Origin of the sequence: Jiangella anatolica (assembly GCF_003236295.1) — a bacterium.
GTDB classification, from domain to species: domain Bacteria; phylum Actinomycetota; class Actinomycetes; order Jiangellales; family Jiangellaceae; genus Jiangella; species Jiangella anatolica.
This window is the reverse complement of record NZ_POTW01000012.1, coordinates 43,521-61,788: the sequence shown is the minus strand read 5'-3', so window position 1 is coordinate 61,788 and position 18,268 is coordinate 43,521. Positions and strand designations below refer to the sequence as shown.

The following is an 18,268-nucleotide window of genomic DNA, read 5'->3' as shown; positions in this document are numbered from 1 at the left end:
CCATGACGGCAGTGGCCGACGCCTCGCCCGCGCCTGCCGCGGGGCGCCGCCCCGGCCGTCAGCGCCCGGGCGGGCCGGCGGCACGTCGCCGGGCGATCGGGATCGCGCTCGCCGCCGGCGCGCTGCTGTGCGTCTGCCTCGCCAGCATCGTGCTGGGGTCCAAGCCGATCCCGCTCGCCGAGGTCGTCGACGCGTTCACCGATCCCGGCGCCGGCGGCGAGAACGTGCGGATCGTGCTGGACCTGCGGCTTCCGCGCACCGTCACCGGGATCGTCGTGGGCGTCGCGCTCGGCCTCGCCGGCGCCGTCATCCAGGCGTTGACGCGCAATCCCCTCGGCGACCCGGGACTGCTGGGCGTCGACGCCGGCGCGGCGGTGTTCGTCACCGTCGGCGTCGTCGTGTTCGGCACGGTGACGCCGCTGCAGGACCTCGCGTTCGCGGTGGCCGGCGCGCTGGTGGTGACGGCGGCGGTCGCCGGCATCGGGTCCGTGCGCGGCGTCGCCGACCCGATCCGGCTGACCCTCGCCGGCATCGCCGTCGCCGCCGTCCTCACCGGCATCACGACCGCGCTCATGCTGCTCAACCCGGACTCGTTCCACCGGCTGCAGGGCTGGAAGGCGGGCACGTTCGTCGAACGCGGCTGGGACGTCGTGCTGCCCGTCGTCCCGTTCCTCGCCGCGAGCGCCCTGCTGGCACTCGCGCTCGCCCGCGCGCTCAACTCCGTCGGCCTCGGGGAGGACGCCGCGACCGCGCTCGGCGTGAACGTCGCGCGCACCCGGCTGCTGAGCGTCGTGGCCATCACCGTGCTCGCAGGCGGCGCGACCGCGATCGCCGGCCCGATCGCGTTCGTCGGGCTGATGGTGCCGCACGTGGCCCGCTGGCTGATCGGGCCCGACCAGCGGCGGATCCTGCTGCTCTCGATGCTGCTGGCCCCGACCCTGGTGCTGGCGTCCGACGTCGTGGGCCGGCTCGTGCTTGCGCCCGGCGAGCTGCCGGTCGGGATCGTGACGGCGTTCGTCGGCGCCCCCGTGCTGATCGCGCTCGCACGCCGGGCCAGGGCGAGCGCGCTGTGAGCGTCGACTTCGGCGCCGCGCACGTCGTCGTGCGCCGCGGCGGCCTGTCCGCGCGCCTGCACCTGCGCACGCTCGTGGCCTGCCTCGCGCTGACGGCCGCACTCGCCGCCGCCGCGATCGTCGCGCTCAGCCTCGGCGACCTGCCGCTCTCCCCCGCCGAGGTGGTCACCGCGCTGTTCGGCGCCGACGACGGGTTCGCCGGCACCGTCGTGCGCGAGTGGCGGCTGCCGAGGACGACGGCGGCGGTGCTGTTCGGGCTCGCGCTCGGCGTGTCCGGCGCGGTGCTGCAGACGCTGACGGCCAACCCGCTCGCGAGCCCGGACGTGGTCGGCATCTCCAGTGGCTCGTACGCCGGCGGCCTGGTCGTGATCGTCCTGCTGGGCGGCGGGTTCACGGCGACGGCGATGGGGTCCCTGATCGGCGGCCTGGCGACGGCGATCGCCGTGTACCTGCTGGCCTACCGCCGGGGCGTCCAAGGCTTCCGGCTGATCATCGTCGGCATCGGCCTGGGCGCCATGCTCTCGGCGCTGTCCACCTACCTGCTGCTGCGAGCCCGGGTCGAGGTGGCCATGACCGCCACCGCGTGGGGCGCCGGCTCGTTGACGCCGGTCGGGTGGCCGCAACTGCTCCCGGCGGCGGCCGTCATCGCCGCGGCGCTGATCCTCCTCGTCGTGCTGTCGCGGCCACTGCATCAGCTGGAGCTCGGCGACGACGCCTCCCACGCGCTCGGCGTCGCGGTCGAGCGATCGCGGCTGGCGCTGCTCGTCTGTGCCGTCGCGCTGACCGCCGTCGTGACCGCCGCGGCCGGGCCCATCGCGTTCGTCTCGCTCGCGGCGCCCCAGATCGCGCGGCGGCTGACCGGCGGCGCCGGCATCTCGCTCGCCGCCGCCGGCCTCGTCGGCGCCCTGCTGCTGACCGTGTCGGACACCGTCGCGCAGCACGCCCTCCCCGTCCCCTTCCCCGTCGGCGTCGTGACGGTCGTCATCGGCGGCTGCTACCTCGTCTGGCTCCTCGTCCGCGAAGCACGGAGAACCGCATGACCCCCTCCCCCGCACGCCTGCGCGCCGACGCGATCAGCGCCGGCTACGACAACGCGACGATCCTGGACGGCCTCTCGATCGACGTCCTCGACGGGTCCTTCACCGTGATCGTCGGCCCGAACGCGTGCGGCAAGTCGACCCTGCTGCGGGCGCTCACCCGGCTGCTGCCGGCGACGGACGGCCACGTGCTGCTCGACGGCCGCGCGATCGCGTCGTACCGGCCGAAGGAGATCGCCCGCGAGCTCGGCCTGCTGCCGCAGAGCTCGATCGCGCCCGACGCCATCACCGTCGCCGACCTCGTGGCCCGGGGCCGCTACCCGCACCAGGGCGTCCTGCGCCGCTGGAGCCCCGAGGACGAGGCCGCCGTCGCCGCCGCCATGGCCGCGACCGAGATCACCGACCTGTCCGGCCGCCGCGTCGACGCGCTCTCCGGCGGCCAGCGCCAGCGCGTCTGGGTGGCGATGGCGCTGGCCCAGCAGGCGTCGATCCTGCTGCTCGACGAGCCGACGACCTTCCTCGACATCGCGCACCAGATCGACCTCATGGAGCTGTTCACCGACCTGCACCGGACCGGCACCACCATCGTCGCCGTCCTGCACGACCTCAACCAGGCCAGCCGCTACGCCACCCACCTCGTCGCCATGAAGGACGGGCACATCGTCGCGCAGGGCGAGCCCGCCGCCGTCGTCACCGCCGACCTCGTCGAGGAGGTCTTCGGCCTGCCCTGCGTCGTGTACCCCGACCCCGTGACCGGCACCCCTGCCGTCGCGCCGATCGGACGCGCGAGGGTGCCCAGCCCCACCGCCGGCGCCACCCGGTGATCAGGACCGGCGCCGAGCCAGATCGCCTATCACCGACGCTGTTCACCACACTGGCGCCCGTCTCGCCGTCGCCCGCCCTTCGCACTCGCCGGTGAGCACGTCGCGCAAGAGCGCGACGCCCGGCAACGATGTGGGATCACTGCAAGAACACTGCGGCATCGCTGTCGTGGGGGCCACAGCGATCTCACACCGTCGCTGCAGTGGCCTCACACCGTTGCCGCCACGGGCGTCGCGCTGCCCGGCCCGGCCACCCCACGGAAGCAGCAGAAGAGGCCCCATAGTCATGCTGCTGATCATTGCCACACATTTCGCCTCGCCCGGCCGCTAAGGCGCCGGGTGAACCGGGCGGGCCGGCGCCTCCTCGACGAGCTGCGTGATGCCGCGCTCGGCGAGGTAACCCTCGTCATGGCGTCGCTCCGCGCGCACGATCGCCGGCCGCACGCCGTCGTCGACCAGCTGGAAGAAGCGATCGGCGAAGTCCAGGCCGGGCCGGCGGCCGCGACCGAGGACCAGCGCGACCGGGCGGGCCGGCGCGGCCACGGGCGCCGCCCGATGGTCCGCGATCAGCTCGCGCAGCCGCGCGCCCGCCGGCTTGACGCTGTTGGCGGTGGTCAGCAGCCCGAGACCGTACTCGAGCTCGGCGAAGCCGCGGAACCGGCGGTCGATGTCGTGCGAGGCCCACCAGGTGACGCCCCAGAGGTTCGCGCACGACAGCGCCGCCTCGGTGAACGCGGCGGCGTGGGCCGGCAGCGCCGGCTCCGGCAACCAGTCCGCCGAGGCCCCGTACTCCTGCAGCCACACCGGGCGGCGCGGATCGGCGTGGTAGGCCTTGGCCAGCTCGATCATGTACTCGGCGAGGTGCGTGGTGCCGGTGCCCGCCGCGCCGTACCGCTCCAGCGCGCCGGTGAAGTACGTCCACGCGTGGATCGCGGTGGCGGCGCCGGTGGTCGCCAGCACCTCGCGGCTGAACGGTGAGTCCGCCAGCCACGGCTGGTGGTCGAACCCGGCGACGTGCAGCTTCCCCGGCGCCCGCTCCTCGCACAGCGCGAGCAGCTGCGTCACCCAGGCGTCGCCCTGGGCGGTCGTGGTGCCCGCGTTGCCGGCGACGTCGACCAGCACGTTCGGCTCGTTGGCGATGTCGGCGCCGAGGAACCGCGGATGCCCGCCGACGGCGTCCAGCACGGCCGCGAGCAGCTGCCGCTGGGCGGCGATCGCCAGCGGGTCGGTGAAGACGTTGGCCCGCGCCGGCAGCCAGTGCGGCCGGAAGTCGGTGCCGGAGAGCCAGCCGTCCAGGACGGTGACGCAGACGTCCAGGCCCGCGTCGCCGGCCAGCGCCACCAGCTCGGACAGCCGGCCCAGCATGGCGGCGCTCGGCCGGCCCGGATCGAGCTGGAACAGCGGCCACAGGCAGTGCACGCGCACATGGTCGAAGCCGAGGCCGGCGATCGCCGCGAGATCGGCGGCGATGGCCGCCGGCTCCCAGTCCACCCACGCGTACCACCACTGGCCCGACGGCACGTAGTTGACGCCGAAGCGGACGTCGCGCGCCGGCGCCGGTCCCGTGTCCGCGCTCGCGCTGGTGTCGGTCATGTGAGCTCCTCCGATGTCGTTCCCGTCGCGCACCCTACCGGTCTGCGCAAACGCTTGGTCAAGTCACGCCACCGCCAGAAAAGAGCCGTTCACCACCCCTTGACAGGTCCACGACGGCCGGGCCAGACTGCGATGCGCAAGCGCTTCCACACATCGAGCCACTGACGCCGTCGATCGGAGGACCGGGTGACGAACGGGCCAGCCGGATCCGCCGCCGGGCCGAGGCTGCCACTGCCCCGGCGGGTCCTCGTCACCGGGGCGGACGGCAAGATCGGCCGGGCGGTCGTCGACGCGCTGAGCGATCTCGGCGTGCGGACGACCGCGCTGTCGACGGCGTGGACGTCGCCGTCCCGGGCGGACCGGATCGTCACCGGCGACGCGACCGCGGAGGACGACGTGGCCGACGCGCTGGCCGGGGCCGACGCCGTCGTCCACCTGGCCGCGATCCCGCACCGCGACCTGGGCCGCCCGTACGAGGTCTACCGCACGAACACCGGCGCGACCTTCAACGTCCTCGCGCAAGCGGCGACCGCCGGGCACGTGCGCCGCGCGGTCATCGCCAGCAGCATCAACGCCTTCGGCGTCCCGATGAACCACCACGCCGTCGCCACCGCCTACTACCCGATCGACGAGGACGTCCCGGCCGAGATCGACGACTGGTACTCGCTGTCGAAGTACAGCGACGAGCTGACCGCGCGGATGGTCGCCAGCCACTGGGGGCTGCCCGTCATCGCGCTGCGCTACCCCCACGTCGACACCTGGCGCCAGTTGCGGGCACACGCCGAGCGCGTCGGCCGTGCGCCCGGCACCCCGCAGCTGGTCCGCGAGGGCTGGTCCTACCTCGACCTGCGCGACGCGGTGGACGTGGCCCTCGCCGCGCTCACGGCGCCGGTCAGCGGCGCGCTGGTCGTGGGGGTGTCGGCCCGCGACACCCTGGTGGACGCCGACTCCGGCGAGCTGCTCGACACCTACGCGCCGGGCGTGCCCCGCCGCCGCGCGATCACCGGCCGCACCAGCCTGATCGACACGACCCGTGCCCGCACCGCCCTGGGGTTCACCGCCCGCTACTCGATCCACGTGGCGGCGGACGATCCCGACCCGGCCCCGACCACCGCAGGAGTGACACCGTGACCGCCACCGTCTCCGAGCTCGTCGCGAGCGATCCCGCCTTCGCCGCGCCCTGGGCCGCCCCCGAGGACGTGCACATCACCGGGGTGCGCGCGATCGTCACCGCGCCGGAGGGCATCCCGCTGGTGGTCGTGCGCGTCGACACCTCCGACGACGGCCTCTACGGGCTGGGCTGCGCGACGTTCACCCAGCGCTGGAAGGCCGTCGTCAGCTACGTCGACGAGCACCTCGCCCGTCTGGTGATCGGGCGCTATCCCGGCGACATCGAGGACCTCACCCGGCTGGCACGGTTCTCCTCGTACTGGCGCGAGGGCCCGGTCGGCAACAACGCGATCTCCGGGCTGGACCAGGCGCTCTGGGACATCGCCGGCAAGCGGGCCGGCCGTCCCGTGCACGAGCTGCTGGGCGGGAAGGTGCGCGCCGCCGCCGACACCTACATCCACGCAGCCGGAGCGGACGTCGGCAGCGCGCTGGACGAGGCCGAACGCTACGTGGCCGAGGGCTGGCGGCACATCCGCATCCAGGTGTCGCAGCCGGGCTCGGGCACCTACGGGAGCCCGCGGCTGGACGGGGACACGCTCTCCGGCGCGCCGTTCCCGCGCGGCTGGAGCGTCGAGCACTACCTGCGCACGACCCCCGCCCTGTTCGCCGCGGCCCGTGAGCGGCTCGGCGACGACGTCGCGCTGCTGCACGACGTGCACTCGCGGCTCACGCCCAAGCAGGCGGTGCTGCTGGCGCGGTCGCTGGAGCCCTACCGGCTGTTCTTCCTCGAGGACGTGCTGCCGCCGGAGCACTGGGACGCGCTGCCCGAGGTGCGCCGCGCCTCCCCGGTGCCGATCGCGGTCGGCGAGCTGACCACGTCGATGACCGACGCGACGCGCCTGGTGCTGGGCGGCGGGGTGGACCTGATCCGCTCCCACGTCTCCGCGATCGGCGGGCTGACGCCGGCCCGCAAACTGGCCGCCGCCGCGGAGCTCGTCGGCGTCCGCACCGCCTGGCACTCCCCCGGCGACACGTCGCCCGTCGGCGCCGCGGCGAACGTGGCGCTGGACGTCACGTCGGCGGCGTTCGGGATCCAGGAGGGCCACGTCTACTCCGACGCGGTGCACGAGGTGTTCCCCGGGACGCTGCGCATCCGCGACGGCTGGCTCACCCCCAACGAGGCGCCGGGCTGGGGCATCGACCTCGACGAGACCGCCGCCGCTCGCTTCCCCGCCGGGCTCAGCGGCCACGACGCGTGGGCGGCCGGCGTGCGCGGGCTCGACGGCGGGCTGATCGCGCCGTGAACGACAGCAGGCACCGTCCGAACCCACCGGGGAGGTGAGACCGCGTCTCTTCCCCGCCAGAACCTCAGACCCCGCCGACCCCGGACGAAGCGATCCGGGCCGACCCCGAAGGAGTCTCGATGACGAGACGACGCCACCGGCGACTGCCCCTCACCCTCGCGATCACCCTCACTGCCGCGCTCGCGCTCTCCGCCTGCGGCGACGACTCCGAGCCGAGCTCCAGCGGCGGACCGGCCGACACCGACGCGCCGGTGACCATCAGCGTGAGCAACAAGCCCACCACCGAGTTCCCCGAGCAGCGGGAGGCGTTCGAGCGCCGCCTGGAGGAGTTCACCACCGACCATCCCAACATCACCGTCGACGCGCAGGAGGTCCAATGGGAGGCCGACACCTTCCAGGCCATGCTCGCCGGCGGCACGATGCCGACCGTTATGCAGGTGCCGTTCACCGAGATCGGCGCGCTGATCGGCCGTGAGCAGGTCGCCGACGTCACCGATCAGCTCGATCGGACCGACGCGCTGGGCCGGCTCAGCCCCACCGTGATGGACGTCGTCACCGACGACGAGGACCGGGTGTGGGGCGTGCCGATCGCGGCCTACACGATGGGCCTGCTCTACAACCGGTCGCTGTTCGAGCAGGCCGGTCTCGACCCCGACGCGCCGCCGCAGACCTGGGAGGACGTCAGGGCCGCCGCGACGGCGATCGACGCCGCCACCGACGCACAGGGCTTCGCGACCATGACGCTGGACAACACCGGCGGCTGGATCCTCACCACCATGTCCTACGGGTTCGGCAGCACGCTGGAGAGCGACGACGGCGAGACGGCGACGGTCGACAACCCGGCCACCGAGGAGGTCCTCGAGTTCTACCGTTCGCTGCGGTGGGACGACGACGCGATGGGCTCGAACTTCCTGCTCAACTACGACGACGCGGTCAACGCGTTCGCGTCGGGGCAGGTCGGCATGTTCGTGCAGGGCGCGGACAACTACTCGAACATGGTGGTCAACCGCGGCATGCCGGCCGAGGACTTCGGGGTGGCGCCGCTGCCGCAGACCGACGACGGCATCGGCACGCTCGGCGGCGGCAGCGTCGCCGTGGTGAACCCGCGGGCGACCCCGGAGGAGATCGCGGCCGCGCTGGAGTGGATCGACTTCTACCACTTCCAGAAGTACACCGACGAGACCGTCGCGGTCGCGAACGCCGAGGCGGCCGCGGCCGACGGGCTGGCGGTCGGCGCACCGGAGCTGCCGGTCGTCGACGCCGAGCTCTACGCCCAGTACCTCGACTGGATCGCCGGCGAGGTCACCGTCCCGCGGGAGAACTTCGAGCTGTACCTCTCCACCGTGGAGGAGCTGCCGCTGATCCCGGAGCCGCCGGTCAAGGCCCAGGAGCTGTACGCGACGCTCGACACCGTCGTCCAGGCCGTGCTCACCCGCGAGGACGCCGACATCGCACAACTGCTCGGCGACGCGCAGAGCACTCACCAGGCAGCCATCGACGCGGGCTGATCGCATGGTCGTCCTCGACACCGAGCCGCGCACGGCGGCTCCTCCCGGCACGGCACGCCGTCCGCGGACCCCGGTCTCCTGGGTCCGCGGCGGCGGCCTCACCACGCTGCTGTTCTTCCTGCCGCTGCTGCTGAGCTTCGGCATGTTCTCGTGGTGGCCGATCGTGCGCAGCCTCGTCCTGAGCCTGCAGCAGACGAACTTCATCGTCACCGAGTGGGTCGGCCTGGACAACTTCCAGCGCGTCCTCGCCGACCCCCTGCTCGGCACGGCTGTCTGGAACACGACGGTCTTCACGCTGATCGCCCTGGTGATCGGCTTCCCGGTCCCGCTGCTGCTCGCGGTGTTCGTCGCGGAGCTGCGCCGCACCCGCGCCCTGGCGTCGGTGCTGGTCTACCTCCCCGTCGTGATCCCGCCGGTGGTCGCCGTCCTGCTGTGGAAGACGTTCTACCGGCCCGACGAGGCCGGCCTGTTCAACACCGTGCTCGGCTGGGCCGGCCTCGGCCCGTACGAGTGGCTCAACAGCGGCGCGATGGTCATCCCGGCGATCGTCGTCCAGGCGACCTGGGCGAGCTTCGGCACCGCGGTGATCATCTACCTCGCCGCGCTGATGACGATCCGCACGGAGCTCTACGAGTCCGCCGAGATCGACGGCGCCGGCGTCGTCCGGCGGTTCTGGCACGTCACGCTCCCGCAGCTGCGCGGGATCCTCCTGATCATGCTGCTGCTGCAGCTCATCGGGACGTTCCAGGTGTTCACCGAGCCGTACATCATGACCGACGGCGGACCGGAGAACCGCAGCCTCACGTTGCTGCTGCTCATCTACCGGTACGCGTTCGTCTCCGGCGACTTCGGGCGTGCGACGGCGCTGAGCCTGCTGCTGGCGCTCGCGCTCGGCGTACTCTCCGCCGTCTATCTCTGGGCGACCCGGCGCTGGAGCACCTCATGACGACCACCGGCGTCCGCGCGCTGGACACCGAGCGCAGCATCCTGTCCGGGATGGACCGCCGGGTCCCCCGCGTGCGGGTCGCCGTCACCGTCGTCGGCGCCCTGATCGTCCTGGCTCTGGGCGTCGCGTGCGCGGGGCCGCTGTTCTGGCTGTTCAAGGCGGCTACGTCGACGTCGTCGGAGACGCTGGCCGACCCGTTCGGGTTCTGGCCGAGCGGCATCCACTGGGAGAACCTCACCGAGGCCTGGACCTCCGTCCGGTTCGGGACCTACCTGCTCAACACGCTGATCGTGTGCGCGGGCACCTGGTTCTTCGGCCTGCTCATCGCCCTGACCGGCGGCTACGGCATAGCGATCCTCCGGCCGGCGTACGCGCGGGTGGTGTCGGCGGCGGTCCTCGCGACACTGTTCATCCCCGGCGTCATCTCGCTGGTGGCGCTGTACCTGACGGTGATCGACCTGCCGGTGCTGAACGTGAACCTGCTCAACACGTTCTGGGGCGTCTGGCTGCCCGCGGCGACGAACGCGTTCAACGTGCTGCTGGTCTCGCGGTTCCTCCAGTCGATCCCGCCGGCGTTGTTCGATGCCGCGCGGATCGACGGCGCGGGGGCGGTGCGCATCTTCTGGAGCCTCGTGCTGCCGCTGTCGCGGCCGATCATCGGCGTCGTGTCGCTGCTGACGGTCATCGGCGCGTACAAGGACTTCCTCTGGCCGCTGCTGGTGCTGCCCGACCCGGACCTGCAGCCCATCTCCGTCGCGCTGCCGCGGATCGAGTCGTCGACGGATCTGGGGGTGTTCATGGCGGCGCTGCTCATCTCGGTGGTGCTGCCCGTCCTGCTGTTCCTCGGCTTCCAGCGGCAGTTCCTGCGCGCCGCCGGCAGCGCCGGCGCCATCAAGGAGTGACGGCATGCGCGCCGCGCGGTCACTCGCTGGTGTCGCCGACGATCAGGGTCGGTGGCTGATGGTGCACACCGGGGCTCTCCTCGCCCGCGAGCACGTGCGCGGCGGCCGCCGCGCCCATGGCGCCGAGCCCGACGTCGATGGTGGTGAGGTGCCGGGTGCTCTGATCGAGGATCAGCCCCTCCCAGTTGTCCACCCCGACCAGTGCGACGTCGTCCGGGACCCGTCGGCCGGCCGCGACCAGCGCGCTCTCGACGCCGCGGGCGATGTGGTCGTTGCCGCAGAACACGGCGTCGACGTCCCACGCCTCGGCCACCAGGCGCTGCGCGGCGTCGCGGCCCCAGTTCTCGCGCCAGGCGCCGTGGAGGACCTCGCCGGCCAGCCGTACACCGGCGTCGTCGAGGGTCCGCAGGAGCCCGTCGGCGCGCAGGCGCACCGCGAGATCGTCGTCCTCGGCGGTCACGTGGGCGATCCGGGTGCGTCCGAGCCCCAGCAGGTGTTCTGCCGCGATCCGCCCCACCGCCTCGTTGTCCGGGATGAACATCGCGTCGTCGGCGTCGTCGGACAGCGTGAACGCGTAGGAGACGGGGACGGTGAACTCGGCCGTCACGGAACGTGTGAGCCCCCGTAGGCCGTCGCCCACGACGACCACGCCGTCGATGCGCCGCGCGCGCAGCTCGGCGATGTGCTCGGCCATGTTCCGGCGGTTGAGTCGCGCATCACACACGAGCGCCGCCTGCGCCTGTGCCCCGAGATGGCCCGCGGCGCCGATGAGGACGGGCATCGAGAAGGTGTTCGACGCACGATCGGTGAGGATGGCGACCGTGCGGCTCCGCCCCAGCGCAAGCGATTGTGCAAGCGCGTTCGGACGGAAGTTCAGCCGGCGGGCCGCGACCTCGATGCGCTCGCGCGTCTCGACCGAGACCCGGCCGGTCCCGTTGAGCGCCCTGGAGGCGGTCGAGACCGACACCCCCGCAACCGCCGCAACGTCGCTCAACGTCACGTTCTCCTCCGTTGCCATGCGCCCATCCTAGTGCGTCGAACGGCCGGCCGGCGCGACCGCAACGATCACACCACCCTTGACACGGCAGCGGCCGCTGAGCCACACTCGGGCCTGGTTGCGCAAGCGGTTGCTCACCTGTCGACGATGACTGAGCGAGGAGCACGAACATGTCGCCCCCACCCCGCCTCACCCGACTCATGGCCGCCGTCACGGCCGCCGCCGCCATCGCCGCCCTGGCCGGACTCGCCCCCGGCGCCGCGGCCGAATCGTCCGCCACGTCCGGCGTGCCGCTCGGCGACTTCGAGACCGGCACGTCGCCCTGGTTCGTCGCCACGGCGGGCGGCGCCACCGGCACGGTCACGCGGACCACCGACGACGCCCGCACCGGCGCCGCGTCGGCCCGCCTCGACGTCCAGATGCCCAGCGGCATCGTCGAGCTGGTCCGCGGCGTGCCGTCGATCGACACCGACCAGCTGCGGTTCTCGCTGCGCACGACCGACCTCCGGGCCATCGTGGTCCGCGCGGTCGAGGCCGGCGGCGAGGCGCACCAGCAGCGCATCGACCTCGACCCCGCGAACGGCGCCTGGCAGGACCTCACCGTCGCCGACCTCGGCGGCGGCACCGAGCACATCACCTGGGGCGGTGACGGCGACGGCGTCTGGCAGGGCCCGCTCACCCAGGTCTCGCTGCTCGTCGACTACTTCCGGCTGACCGACGGCCCGACCGGCACGCTGCTGGTCGACGACGTCTTGGCCGTCACCCCGCCCGGCACGGCGCCGACGCTCACGATCGAGCCGGTCGTCGTCGGGAACGCGTTCGACGCCGGGCAGCCGGTGCGGATCGGCTTCGCGTCGAACGCCGAGCGGGTGTCCTGGACCGTGCGCGACGCGTACGGCAACCGGGTCGAGACCGGCTCCGCCGCCGTCGCCGGCCTGGGCGGCGAGATCCCGCTCCAGGTCTCCGCGGTCGGCTGGTACGCCGTCGACCTGGTCGCGACCGCCGCCGGCGGCGTCGTCACGACCGGAGGGACCGACCTGTCCATTCTCGAGCCGTTCGACCCCGGCGCCACGACGGACCGCCGGATCGGTGTCTCGACGCACTACGGCCAGGCCTGGGATCCGGTCACCATCCCGCTGATCGCCCGAGCCGGGTTCTCCTCGGCGCGCGACGAGGCCTACTGGGCGCAGCAGGAACGGACCCCGGGCGTCTTCGCCTGGACCCCGAAGGTGGAGACCTACGCGAACGCGTTCGAGGACAACGGGATCGACTTCCTCAACATCCTCGCCTACGGCAACCCGCTCTACCACGCGGGCGAGGCGCCGGCGACGCAGGAGGGCTGGGACGCCTACGCCCGCTACGCGCTGGCCTCGATGGAACGGTTCGGCACCGACGACACCATCTACGAGCTGTGGAACGAGTGGAACTGGCGGGACCGCTCCGGCCCGGCCGGCGCCACCGCGGCGAACTACTTCGGCCTGGTCCGCACGACGAGCCAGGCGGTACGCGCGCAGTACCCGGACGCCTACCTGGTGGCCGGCGCGCTCGCGCCGATGGACGACTGGCAGGCCTGGGTGCAGGAGTTCGTCGACCTCGGCGGCCTGGACCACGTCGACGCGTTCTCGACCCACCCGTACGTGTTCCCCGGCGAGCCGGAGGCGTATCTGGCCCACCTGCAGATCCTCCGGTCGATCTTCGCGGCCGCCGGGCACGCCGACATGCCGATCCTCATCACCGAGCACGGCTGGCCGACCGGCACGTCGCCGCGCGCCGTCAGCGAGACGGTCCAGGCCCGCAACCTGACGCGGGCGCAGCTGCTGGCGATCGCGAACGGCGTCGAGCGCTACACCACGTACGACTTCAAGGACGACGGCACAGACTCCGACGAGCTGGAGCACCGGTTCGGGATCATCCGCAACGAGGCCGACGAGCGCGGCGCCTACACGCCCAAGCCGGCCTACGTCGCCAACGCGATCCTGACCAGGACCATCGCCGGCAAGCCGTTCCTGCGCGAGGAGACGCCGGCGACGGGCGTGCACGACGTCGTCCTGGACGCCGGCTCCGGCGACGAGCTGCACGCGGCGTGGGCCACGTCCGGCGCGCAGACCAGCGCGCTGGCGTTCAGCACGACCGGCGCGGTCACCGTCACCGACCTCTACGGCGCCGAGCACGTCCTCTCGCCCGGCACGGACGGCGCGGTGCACGTGGCGGTCGGGCCGGAGCCGGTGTACGTGTCCGGGCCGATCACCGGGGTGGAGGTCTCGACGACCTACGCCCTGGAGACCTCCGGCGGCGCCGTCGGCGCTCCGGTGCCGGCCCGCTGGACGGTCGACAACACCGACGGCCGGCGGGTCCTGAACGTGCAGCTGGACACCGGCGCCGAGACGACCCGGGCCCGGGTGAAGCCGCACGGCGCGGCCACGCTCGACGTCGAGCTGCCCGCGACGGCCACGCCGGGCGAGCGGGTCTGGTCGGCCACCGTCACCAGCGGCACGGCCTCCGTCGCCTACCTCACCGCCCGGGCCGACGTCGTCGAGGCGATCGCCCTCACCGGCAGCCACGCCGAGCTCGACGACGGCACGCACGTGCTGCGGGTCCGGGCGGCGAACAACGCCGGCGTGCCGGTGGAGCTCACGTCCGTGCAGGTCGACGTGGCCGGCGAGCACACCAGCGGGCTGGAGGGGACCGTGGTCGAGCCCGGCGCGGTCGTCAGCCTCGACGTCCCGGTGACCGTCGCCGAGGCGACGCCGTGGACCGCCACCGCCGTCGCGGCCAGCACGACCACCGCGAACGGCACGCTGTTCCCCGTCGGGACGGCCCACGACGTCCCGGCCGCCTCGGTGTCCGTCGACGGGGCCGTCGACCCCGCGGTCGCGGCGCTGCCGCCGATCTCACTGACCGACGACGCGCGGCAGGTGGTCGACGGGTGGGGCGGCGACGCCGACCTCTCCGGCCGGCTCTGGCTCACCCACGACGCCGAGGCGCTGTACCTCACCGCCGAGATCACCGACGACGTCCACGCCCAGCCCGGCCGCGGCTCCGACATCTGGGCCGGCGACGGCATCCAGCTCGGCGCCGCCGCGGGCGTGCCCGGCGAACGCTCCGTCGTCCACGAGATCGGCACGGCGCTCACCGACGCCGGCGCGGTGGACGTCGCCCGCTGGCTGCCGACCGACCTCGCGCCGGACACCACCGGGGTCCGGTCGGCCGTCGTCCGCGACGAGGCCGGCGACACGACCGTCTACGAGCTGTCGGTCACCTGGGCGGCGCTCGGCGTGCACCCCGAGGACCGGCTGCTCGGGCTCACCGCCGTGCTCAACGAGAACGACGGCGCCGGGCGGCGTGGCTGGTTCACGTGGGGCGCGGGCGTCGCCGAGACCAAGGACGGCGCGCTGTTCAGCCCGCTCCGGCTGACGGACGGCTGACCGACGGCTGACCGGCCGCCACCTGCCGCGGAGGATCCGGGGTACCGCAACCGCCCCCGGATCCTCCGCTCGTCAGCGCGCGGCGGGCGGCCAGGACAGCACCTGGCCCAGCTCGCGCAGCCGGTCGCGCAGACCCTCGACGTCGACGTCCTGCACCGGCGCACCGGCGCGCAGCGCCATGACCGCCGCGACCCCCGCGGACTCGCCGAGCACGCAGAACACCGGCTCCATCCGGGTCGCGGCGTAGGCGATGTGCGTCGCGGAGAGACAGACCGGCACCAGCAGGTTCGCGCAGTCGCCGGGCCGCGGCGTCAGGGCGCGGTACGGGACGGGATACGGGACGCCGGTGCCGAGGTGACCGCCGATGAACATGTTCCCCTCGGTCGCGACGCCCATCCCCTCGCCACCCGGGCCGCGCCGGGCGATCCGGCGGGCCGGATAGGTGTCGACGCCGAACAGCGCCAGGCCGACGGCGTCGGCCACCGACGTCCGGTTGAGGACGTCGGCATGGGTGAGGGTGTAGGCGCCGGCCAGCCGGCGCGCCACGCGCACGTACAGCTGGTGCGGCCACCCCGACGTCGCCGGGAAGACGTCCCGGTCCAGGCCGATCGCCGCCGTCTCCGCGCGGAACCACGCCGGGACCTCCGGAGCGGTCGAGAGGACATGATGAAGGCCGCGCAGGTAGTCGATGTGCTCGCGCCAGATCGCCGAGCGCACGTCCCAGTTGCCGTCCTGGTACTCGCGGCTGACGCCGAGCGGTGCGATGGTGACGAGGGCGTCGCGCTGGTAGTTGTACTCCCCCGAGTTCAGCCAGCCGGGGAAGATGCCGCGCAGCCGGCCGGCCAGCGCCGCCGGATCCCGCTCGGCCGCGACGAGGTGGCGCACGTAGCGGCGGACCAGTTCGAACCGCTCCGGGCGGTAGCCCTCCGGCGGCGTGAGCGGCTCGCGCCTGGCCGGGTCCGTCGTGACGTAGAACCGGAAGTTGTACGCCTGCGTGAACTCGTCCGCCGCCCCGATCGCGCGTCCGTGGTCGTCGTCGATGAACGGCAGCAGGCCGCTGGTCGCGTCGCCGGGGACGACGTAGGGGTCGACCGGCGTCCAGTTCGTCACCTCGCCGACCCCGGCCGGCGCCTCACCGAACGCCGTCCGCGCCTCGCGTCCCGTGCGGTAGGGCACGCCGGCGGCCGCCATCAGGTCGCCCTCGTACGAGGCGTCGACGAAGACCCGGGCACGCACGTCCTCGGCCGCGACCGCCTCGGACGCGGGCAGCGGGACACCCCAGGCGTCCGGCGCCGACGTCTCCAGCCGGATCGCCTCGACGCGCTGGCCGGCCATGGTGACCGTCCGCACCCGGCGCTCGAACCGGACGTCGACCCCGGCGTCGCGGACCCAGCGGTGGAACGCGCTCGGGATCGCCCGGGGATCCTCGCCCATCGCGAGCACGACGTCGCGGGTGAGCCCGCCGGCCGCGTCAGGGAGCGGGCAGTCCTGCAGGGGTTTGATGCCGGCGCCCAGCATGCCGCCGAGCCACCGACTGGGCTCGACGAGCACCACCGACGCTCCTTCGCGGGCAACGGCCACCGCCGCCACGCACCCGGCGGGCGTCCCGCCATAGACACACACGTCAGCCGTCATGTCGCACCCTTCGTCCGGTCCGGCTGGTCCGCGGGAACGCTATGGCCGCAGCGCGGGCAGGGAGAATGGCCGTGCGGGACGTGCGCATGCACTTTCTTGCCGGCGGGGACGCCACGATGACGCACCCGGCCGTGACGCTGGACGGCAGCCTCTTCGCCGTGGGCCGCGAGCGGTTCAGCCGGGCCGCCGACGCCTACGAGGGCTGGTGCCTGCTGACCGCTCAGACCGGCTCGTTCCGCTTCTCGATCGAGGGCGCGGGCGACGGCCGCTGCGAGTTCGGCGACGTGGTCATCGCGCCGCCGCACGCCGTCCTGCGCCGCGAGCTGCTGACGCCGTCGTCGTTCTTCTGGGCCAGGTTCCACACCGGCCTCGACCTGCCCGCCGGCCGCACCCCCGTCGCCGACGTCGCCCGGCTGGCCGCCGACCTGCGCCGGCTCCGGGCCGCCCACCTCCCGGCGGAACGTGGCCCCCACGCTCTCGACGCCGGCCTCGTCACGACGCACCTGGTCAGCGACATCGTCCTGCTCGTGCTGTCCGAACGCGCCGACGCGGCCGGGAGCGACGACCCCCTCATCGAGCGGGCCGTCGCCCACCTGCGCCGGCACTTCGCGGACCCTGACCTCTCCCTGCGGCGGCTGGCCCAGCACCTGCACCTCAGCCCGGCCCAGCTCACCCGCCGGTTCCGCGCCGCCCGCGCCACGACACCGGTGGCGTTCCTGCGCACGGTGCGGCTGCAGCACGCGCAACGCCTGCTCGTCGAGACCGACGACACCCTCCAGGCGATCGCCGAGCGCTCCGGGTACCGAAGCGCCTACTACCTCAGCCGCGTGTTCAGCGCCCACCTCGGCCAGTCGCCGTCGCAGTACCGGCGCCGCCACCGGGTGTGACAGCCGGGTCAGTCCAGCGTTCGGGGCAGGCCGAAGTAGGGCGCGAGCGTGGTCTCGAATCGAGTCAGTTCGCTGATCCGGTCGCCGGCGAGGCCGACCACGTAGACGCCGGTGATGTGCAGGATGCCGGTGGTTGGATCGTGGGCGTAGGCGCCCCAGGCCGGCTGACCATTCGCACGGACAGGCACCAGTCGGTCGCTCTCCTTCCAGTGTGGGTAGACCGCGGTGAAGAAGCGACGCACCGCCTCGGTGCCGCGGTACTCGAAGGGCAGGGGTGGCATCCGCACCCAGGCCTCGTCGGTCATCAGCGCGACGAGCGCGTCGATGTCGTGTTCGGTGAAGGCTGCGACAAAGCGGTCGAGCAGCGCCCTCTCCTCAGCGGATCCGGGCGTGGGCGGCGGCCGGTCGGCCGTGCGGGCGGCGTCCATCGTCGCGCGAGCGCGTTTGAGTGCGCTGGTGACCGCGTCCTCGGTGAGTGCGAGCACGTCGGCGGCCTCGCTGGCGCGGTAGCCGAGCACGTCGCGTAGCAGCAGCACGGCGCGCTGGTTGGGCGGCAGCAGCTGGACGGCGGTGACGAACGCGAGTGAGATCGCTTCGTGCGACTCGTAGCGAGCCTCGGGCCCCGGCGCCTGATCGGACAGTCCTTCCAGCAGGGCGTCGGGGTAGGGCTGCAGCCACGGCACTTCACCCAAGCGGGTCGGCTCCGGTGTCGGCACGGGTAGCGGCGCCGCGGTCACCGGCCGCCGTCCGGACGAGCGCAGCTGGTTGCGGCACCGGTTGGTGGCGATGCGGTACAGCCAGGTGCGCACCGACGCGCGGCCCTCGAACCCGTCCAGTCCGAGCCAGGCAGCGAGCATCGTCTCCTGCACCGCATCCTCGGCATCCTGCAGCGAGCCCAGCATCCGGTAGCAGTGCACCTGCAGCTCGCCACGGTGCGGCTCGGTGAGGGCCGCGAAGGCCTCCCGGTCCCCGGCGCGCGCCCGCTGGAGCAACTCTGCCGACATCGGGCCCACCTCCGTTCCCCATCATC

General features: G+C 73.4%; 14 protein-coding genes. 10 read left to right on the top strand and 4 right to left on the bottom strand.

What is annotated here, in order from left to right; all coding sequences use genetic code 11:
* The first annotated feature begins 2 nt into the window (after positions 1-2).
* From C1I92_RS07190 to C1I92_RS07180, 3 genes are read left to right on the top strand one after another with little or no spacing between them, the layout of a single operon-like run.
* The gene (locus tag C1I92_RS07190) at positions 3-1,073 is read left to right on the top strand and encodes a FecCD family ABC transporter permease (protein ID WP_199521026.1); all 1,071 of its coding nucleotides are present in this window, start codon (positions 3-5) and stop codon (positions 1,071-1,073) included.
* The gene (locus C1I92_RS07185) at positions 1,070-2,113 is read left to right on the top strand and encodes a FecCD family ABC transporter permease (RefSeq protein WP_111253976.1); all 1,044 of its coding nucleotides are present in this window, start codon (positions 1,070-1,072) and stop codon (positions 2,111-2,113) included. The genes C1I92_RS07190 and C1I92_RS07185 overlap by 4 nt, the downstream gene beginning before the upstream one ends.
* Complete coding sequence (locus tag C1I92_RS07180; RefSeq protein ID WP_111253975.1) at positions 2,110-2,934, top strand: ABC transporter ATP-binding protein; 825 nt, start codon at positions 2,110-2,112, stop codon at positions 2,932-2,934. Before C1I92_RS07185 ends, C1I92_RS07180 begins: the two co-directional genes overlap by 4 nt.
* A 324-nt stretch (positions 2,935-3,258) precedes the next feature.
* On the opposite strand, the gene C1I92_RS33690 is transcribed toward C1I92_RS07180, so the two are convergent.
* Positions 3,259-4,524: a glycoside hydrolase 5 family protein gene (locus tag C1I92_RS33690; protein ID WP_158564031.1), complete on the bottom strand. Its 1,266-nt coding sequence runs from the start codon at positions 4,522-4,524 to the stop codon at positions 3,259-3,261.
* A 186-nt stretch (positions 4,525-4,710) separates the two neighbouring features.
* On the opposite strand from C1I92_RS33690, the gene C1I92_RS07170 reads away from it, so the two are divergent.
* The 5 genes from C1I92_RS07170 (at position 4,711) to C1I92_RS07150 (ending at position 10,294) form a co-directional block, all read left to right on the top strand.
* The gene (locus C1I92_RS07170; protein ID WP_111253974.1) at positions 4,711-5,655 is read left to right on the top strand and encodes an NAD-dependent epimerase/dehydratase family protein; all 945 of its coding nucleotides are present in this window, start codon (positions 4,711-4,713) and stop codon (positions 5,653-5,655) included.
* Positions 5,652-6,938, top strand: coding sequence for an enolase C-terminal domain-like protein (locus C1I92_RS07165; protein ID WP_111253973.1), 1,287 nt, complete (start codon positions 5,652-5,654; stop codon positions 6,936-6,938). The genes C1I92_RS07170 and C1I92_RS07165 overlap by 4 nt, the downstream gene beginning before the upstream one ends.
* A gap of 119 nt (positions 6,939-7,057) precedes the next feature.
* Entirely contained in the window at positions 7,058-8,446 is a 1,389-nt protein-coding gene (locus C1I92_RS07160) for an ABC transporter substrate-binding protein (protein ID WP_111253972.1), read from the top strand.
* A 4-nt stretch (positions 8,447-8,450) separates the two neighbouring features.
* On the top strand, positions 8,451-9,392 hold the full coding sequence (locus C1I92_RS07155) for a carbohydrate ABC transporter permease (protein WP_111253971.1): 942 nt from the start codon (positions 8,451-8,453) through the stop codon (positions 9,390-9,392).
* On the top strand, positions 9,389-10,294 hold the full coding sequence (locus C1I92_RS07150; RefSeq protein WP_199521025.1) for a carbohydrate ABC transporter permease: 906 nt from the start codon (positions 9,389-9,391) through the stop codon (positions 10,292-10,294). The genes C1I92_RS07155 and C1I92_RS07150 overlap by 4 nt, the downstream gene beginning before the upstream one ends.
* Before the next feature lie 19 nt (positions 10,295-10,313).
* Here the strand turns inward: C1I92_RS07150 and C1I92_RS07145 are convergent, their stop codons facing one another.
* Positions 10,314-11,312 (bottom strand): LacI family DNA-binding transcriptional regulator, encoded by a 999-nt coding sequence (locus C1I92_RS07145; RefSeq protein ID WP_111253970.1) that lies wholly within the window; start codon positions 11,310-11,312, stop codon positions 10,314-10,316.
* 149 nt (positions 11,313-11,461) lie between these two features.
* Here C1I92_RS07145 and C1I92_RS07140 point away from each other — a divergent pair, with 149 nt between their 5' ends.
* The gene (locus C1I92_RS07140) at positions 11,462-14,716 is read left to right on the top strand and encodes a sugar-binding protein (protein ID WP_146605050.1); all 3,255 of its coding nucleotides are present in this window, start codon (positions 11,462-11,464) and stop codon (positions 14,714-14,716) included.
* A 72-nt stretch (positions 14,717-14,788) separates the two neighbouring features.
* Here the strand turns inward: C1I92_RS07140 and C1I92_RS07135 are convergent, their stop codons facing one another.
* Positions 14,789-16,351 carry an FAD-dependent oxidoreductase gene (locus C1I92_RS07135; protein ID WP_111253968.1) on the bottom strand — a complete coding sequence of 521 codons (1,563 nt, stop codon included), beginning with the start codon at positions 16,349-16,351 and terminating at the stop codon, positions 14,789-14,791.
* Positions 16,352-16,422: 71 nt separating this feature from the next.
* On the opposite strand from C1I92_RS07135, the gene C1I92_RS07130 reads away from it, so the two are divergent.
* Positions 16,423-17,238, top strand: a complete 816-nt coding sequence (locus tag C1I92_RS07130) for a helix-turn-helix domain-containing protein (RefSeq protein ID WP_146605049.1) — start codon at positions 16,423-16,425, stop codon at positions 17,236-17,238.
* A gap of 8 nt (positions 17,239-17,246) precedes the next feature.
* Here the strand turns inward: C1I92_RS07130 and C1I92_RS07125 are convergent, their stop codons facing one another.
* Positions 17,247-18,242: a sigma-70 family RNA polymerase sigma factor gene (locus C1I92_RS07125; protein WP_111254012.1), complete on the bottom strand. Its 996-nt coding sequence runs from the start codon at positions 18,240-18,242 to the stop codon at positions 17,247-17,249.
* Positions 18,243-18,268 lie beyond the last annotated feature (26 nt).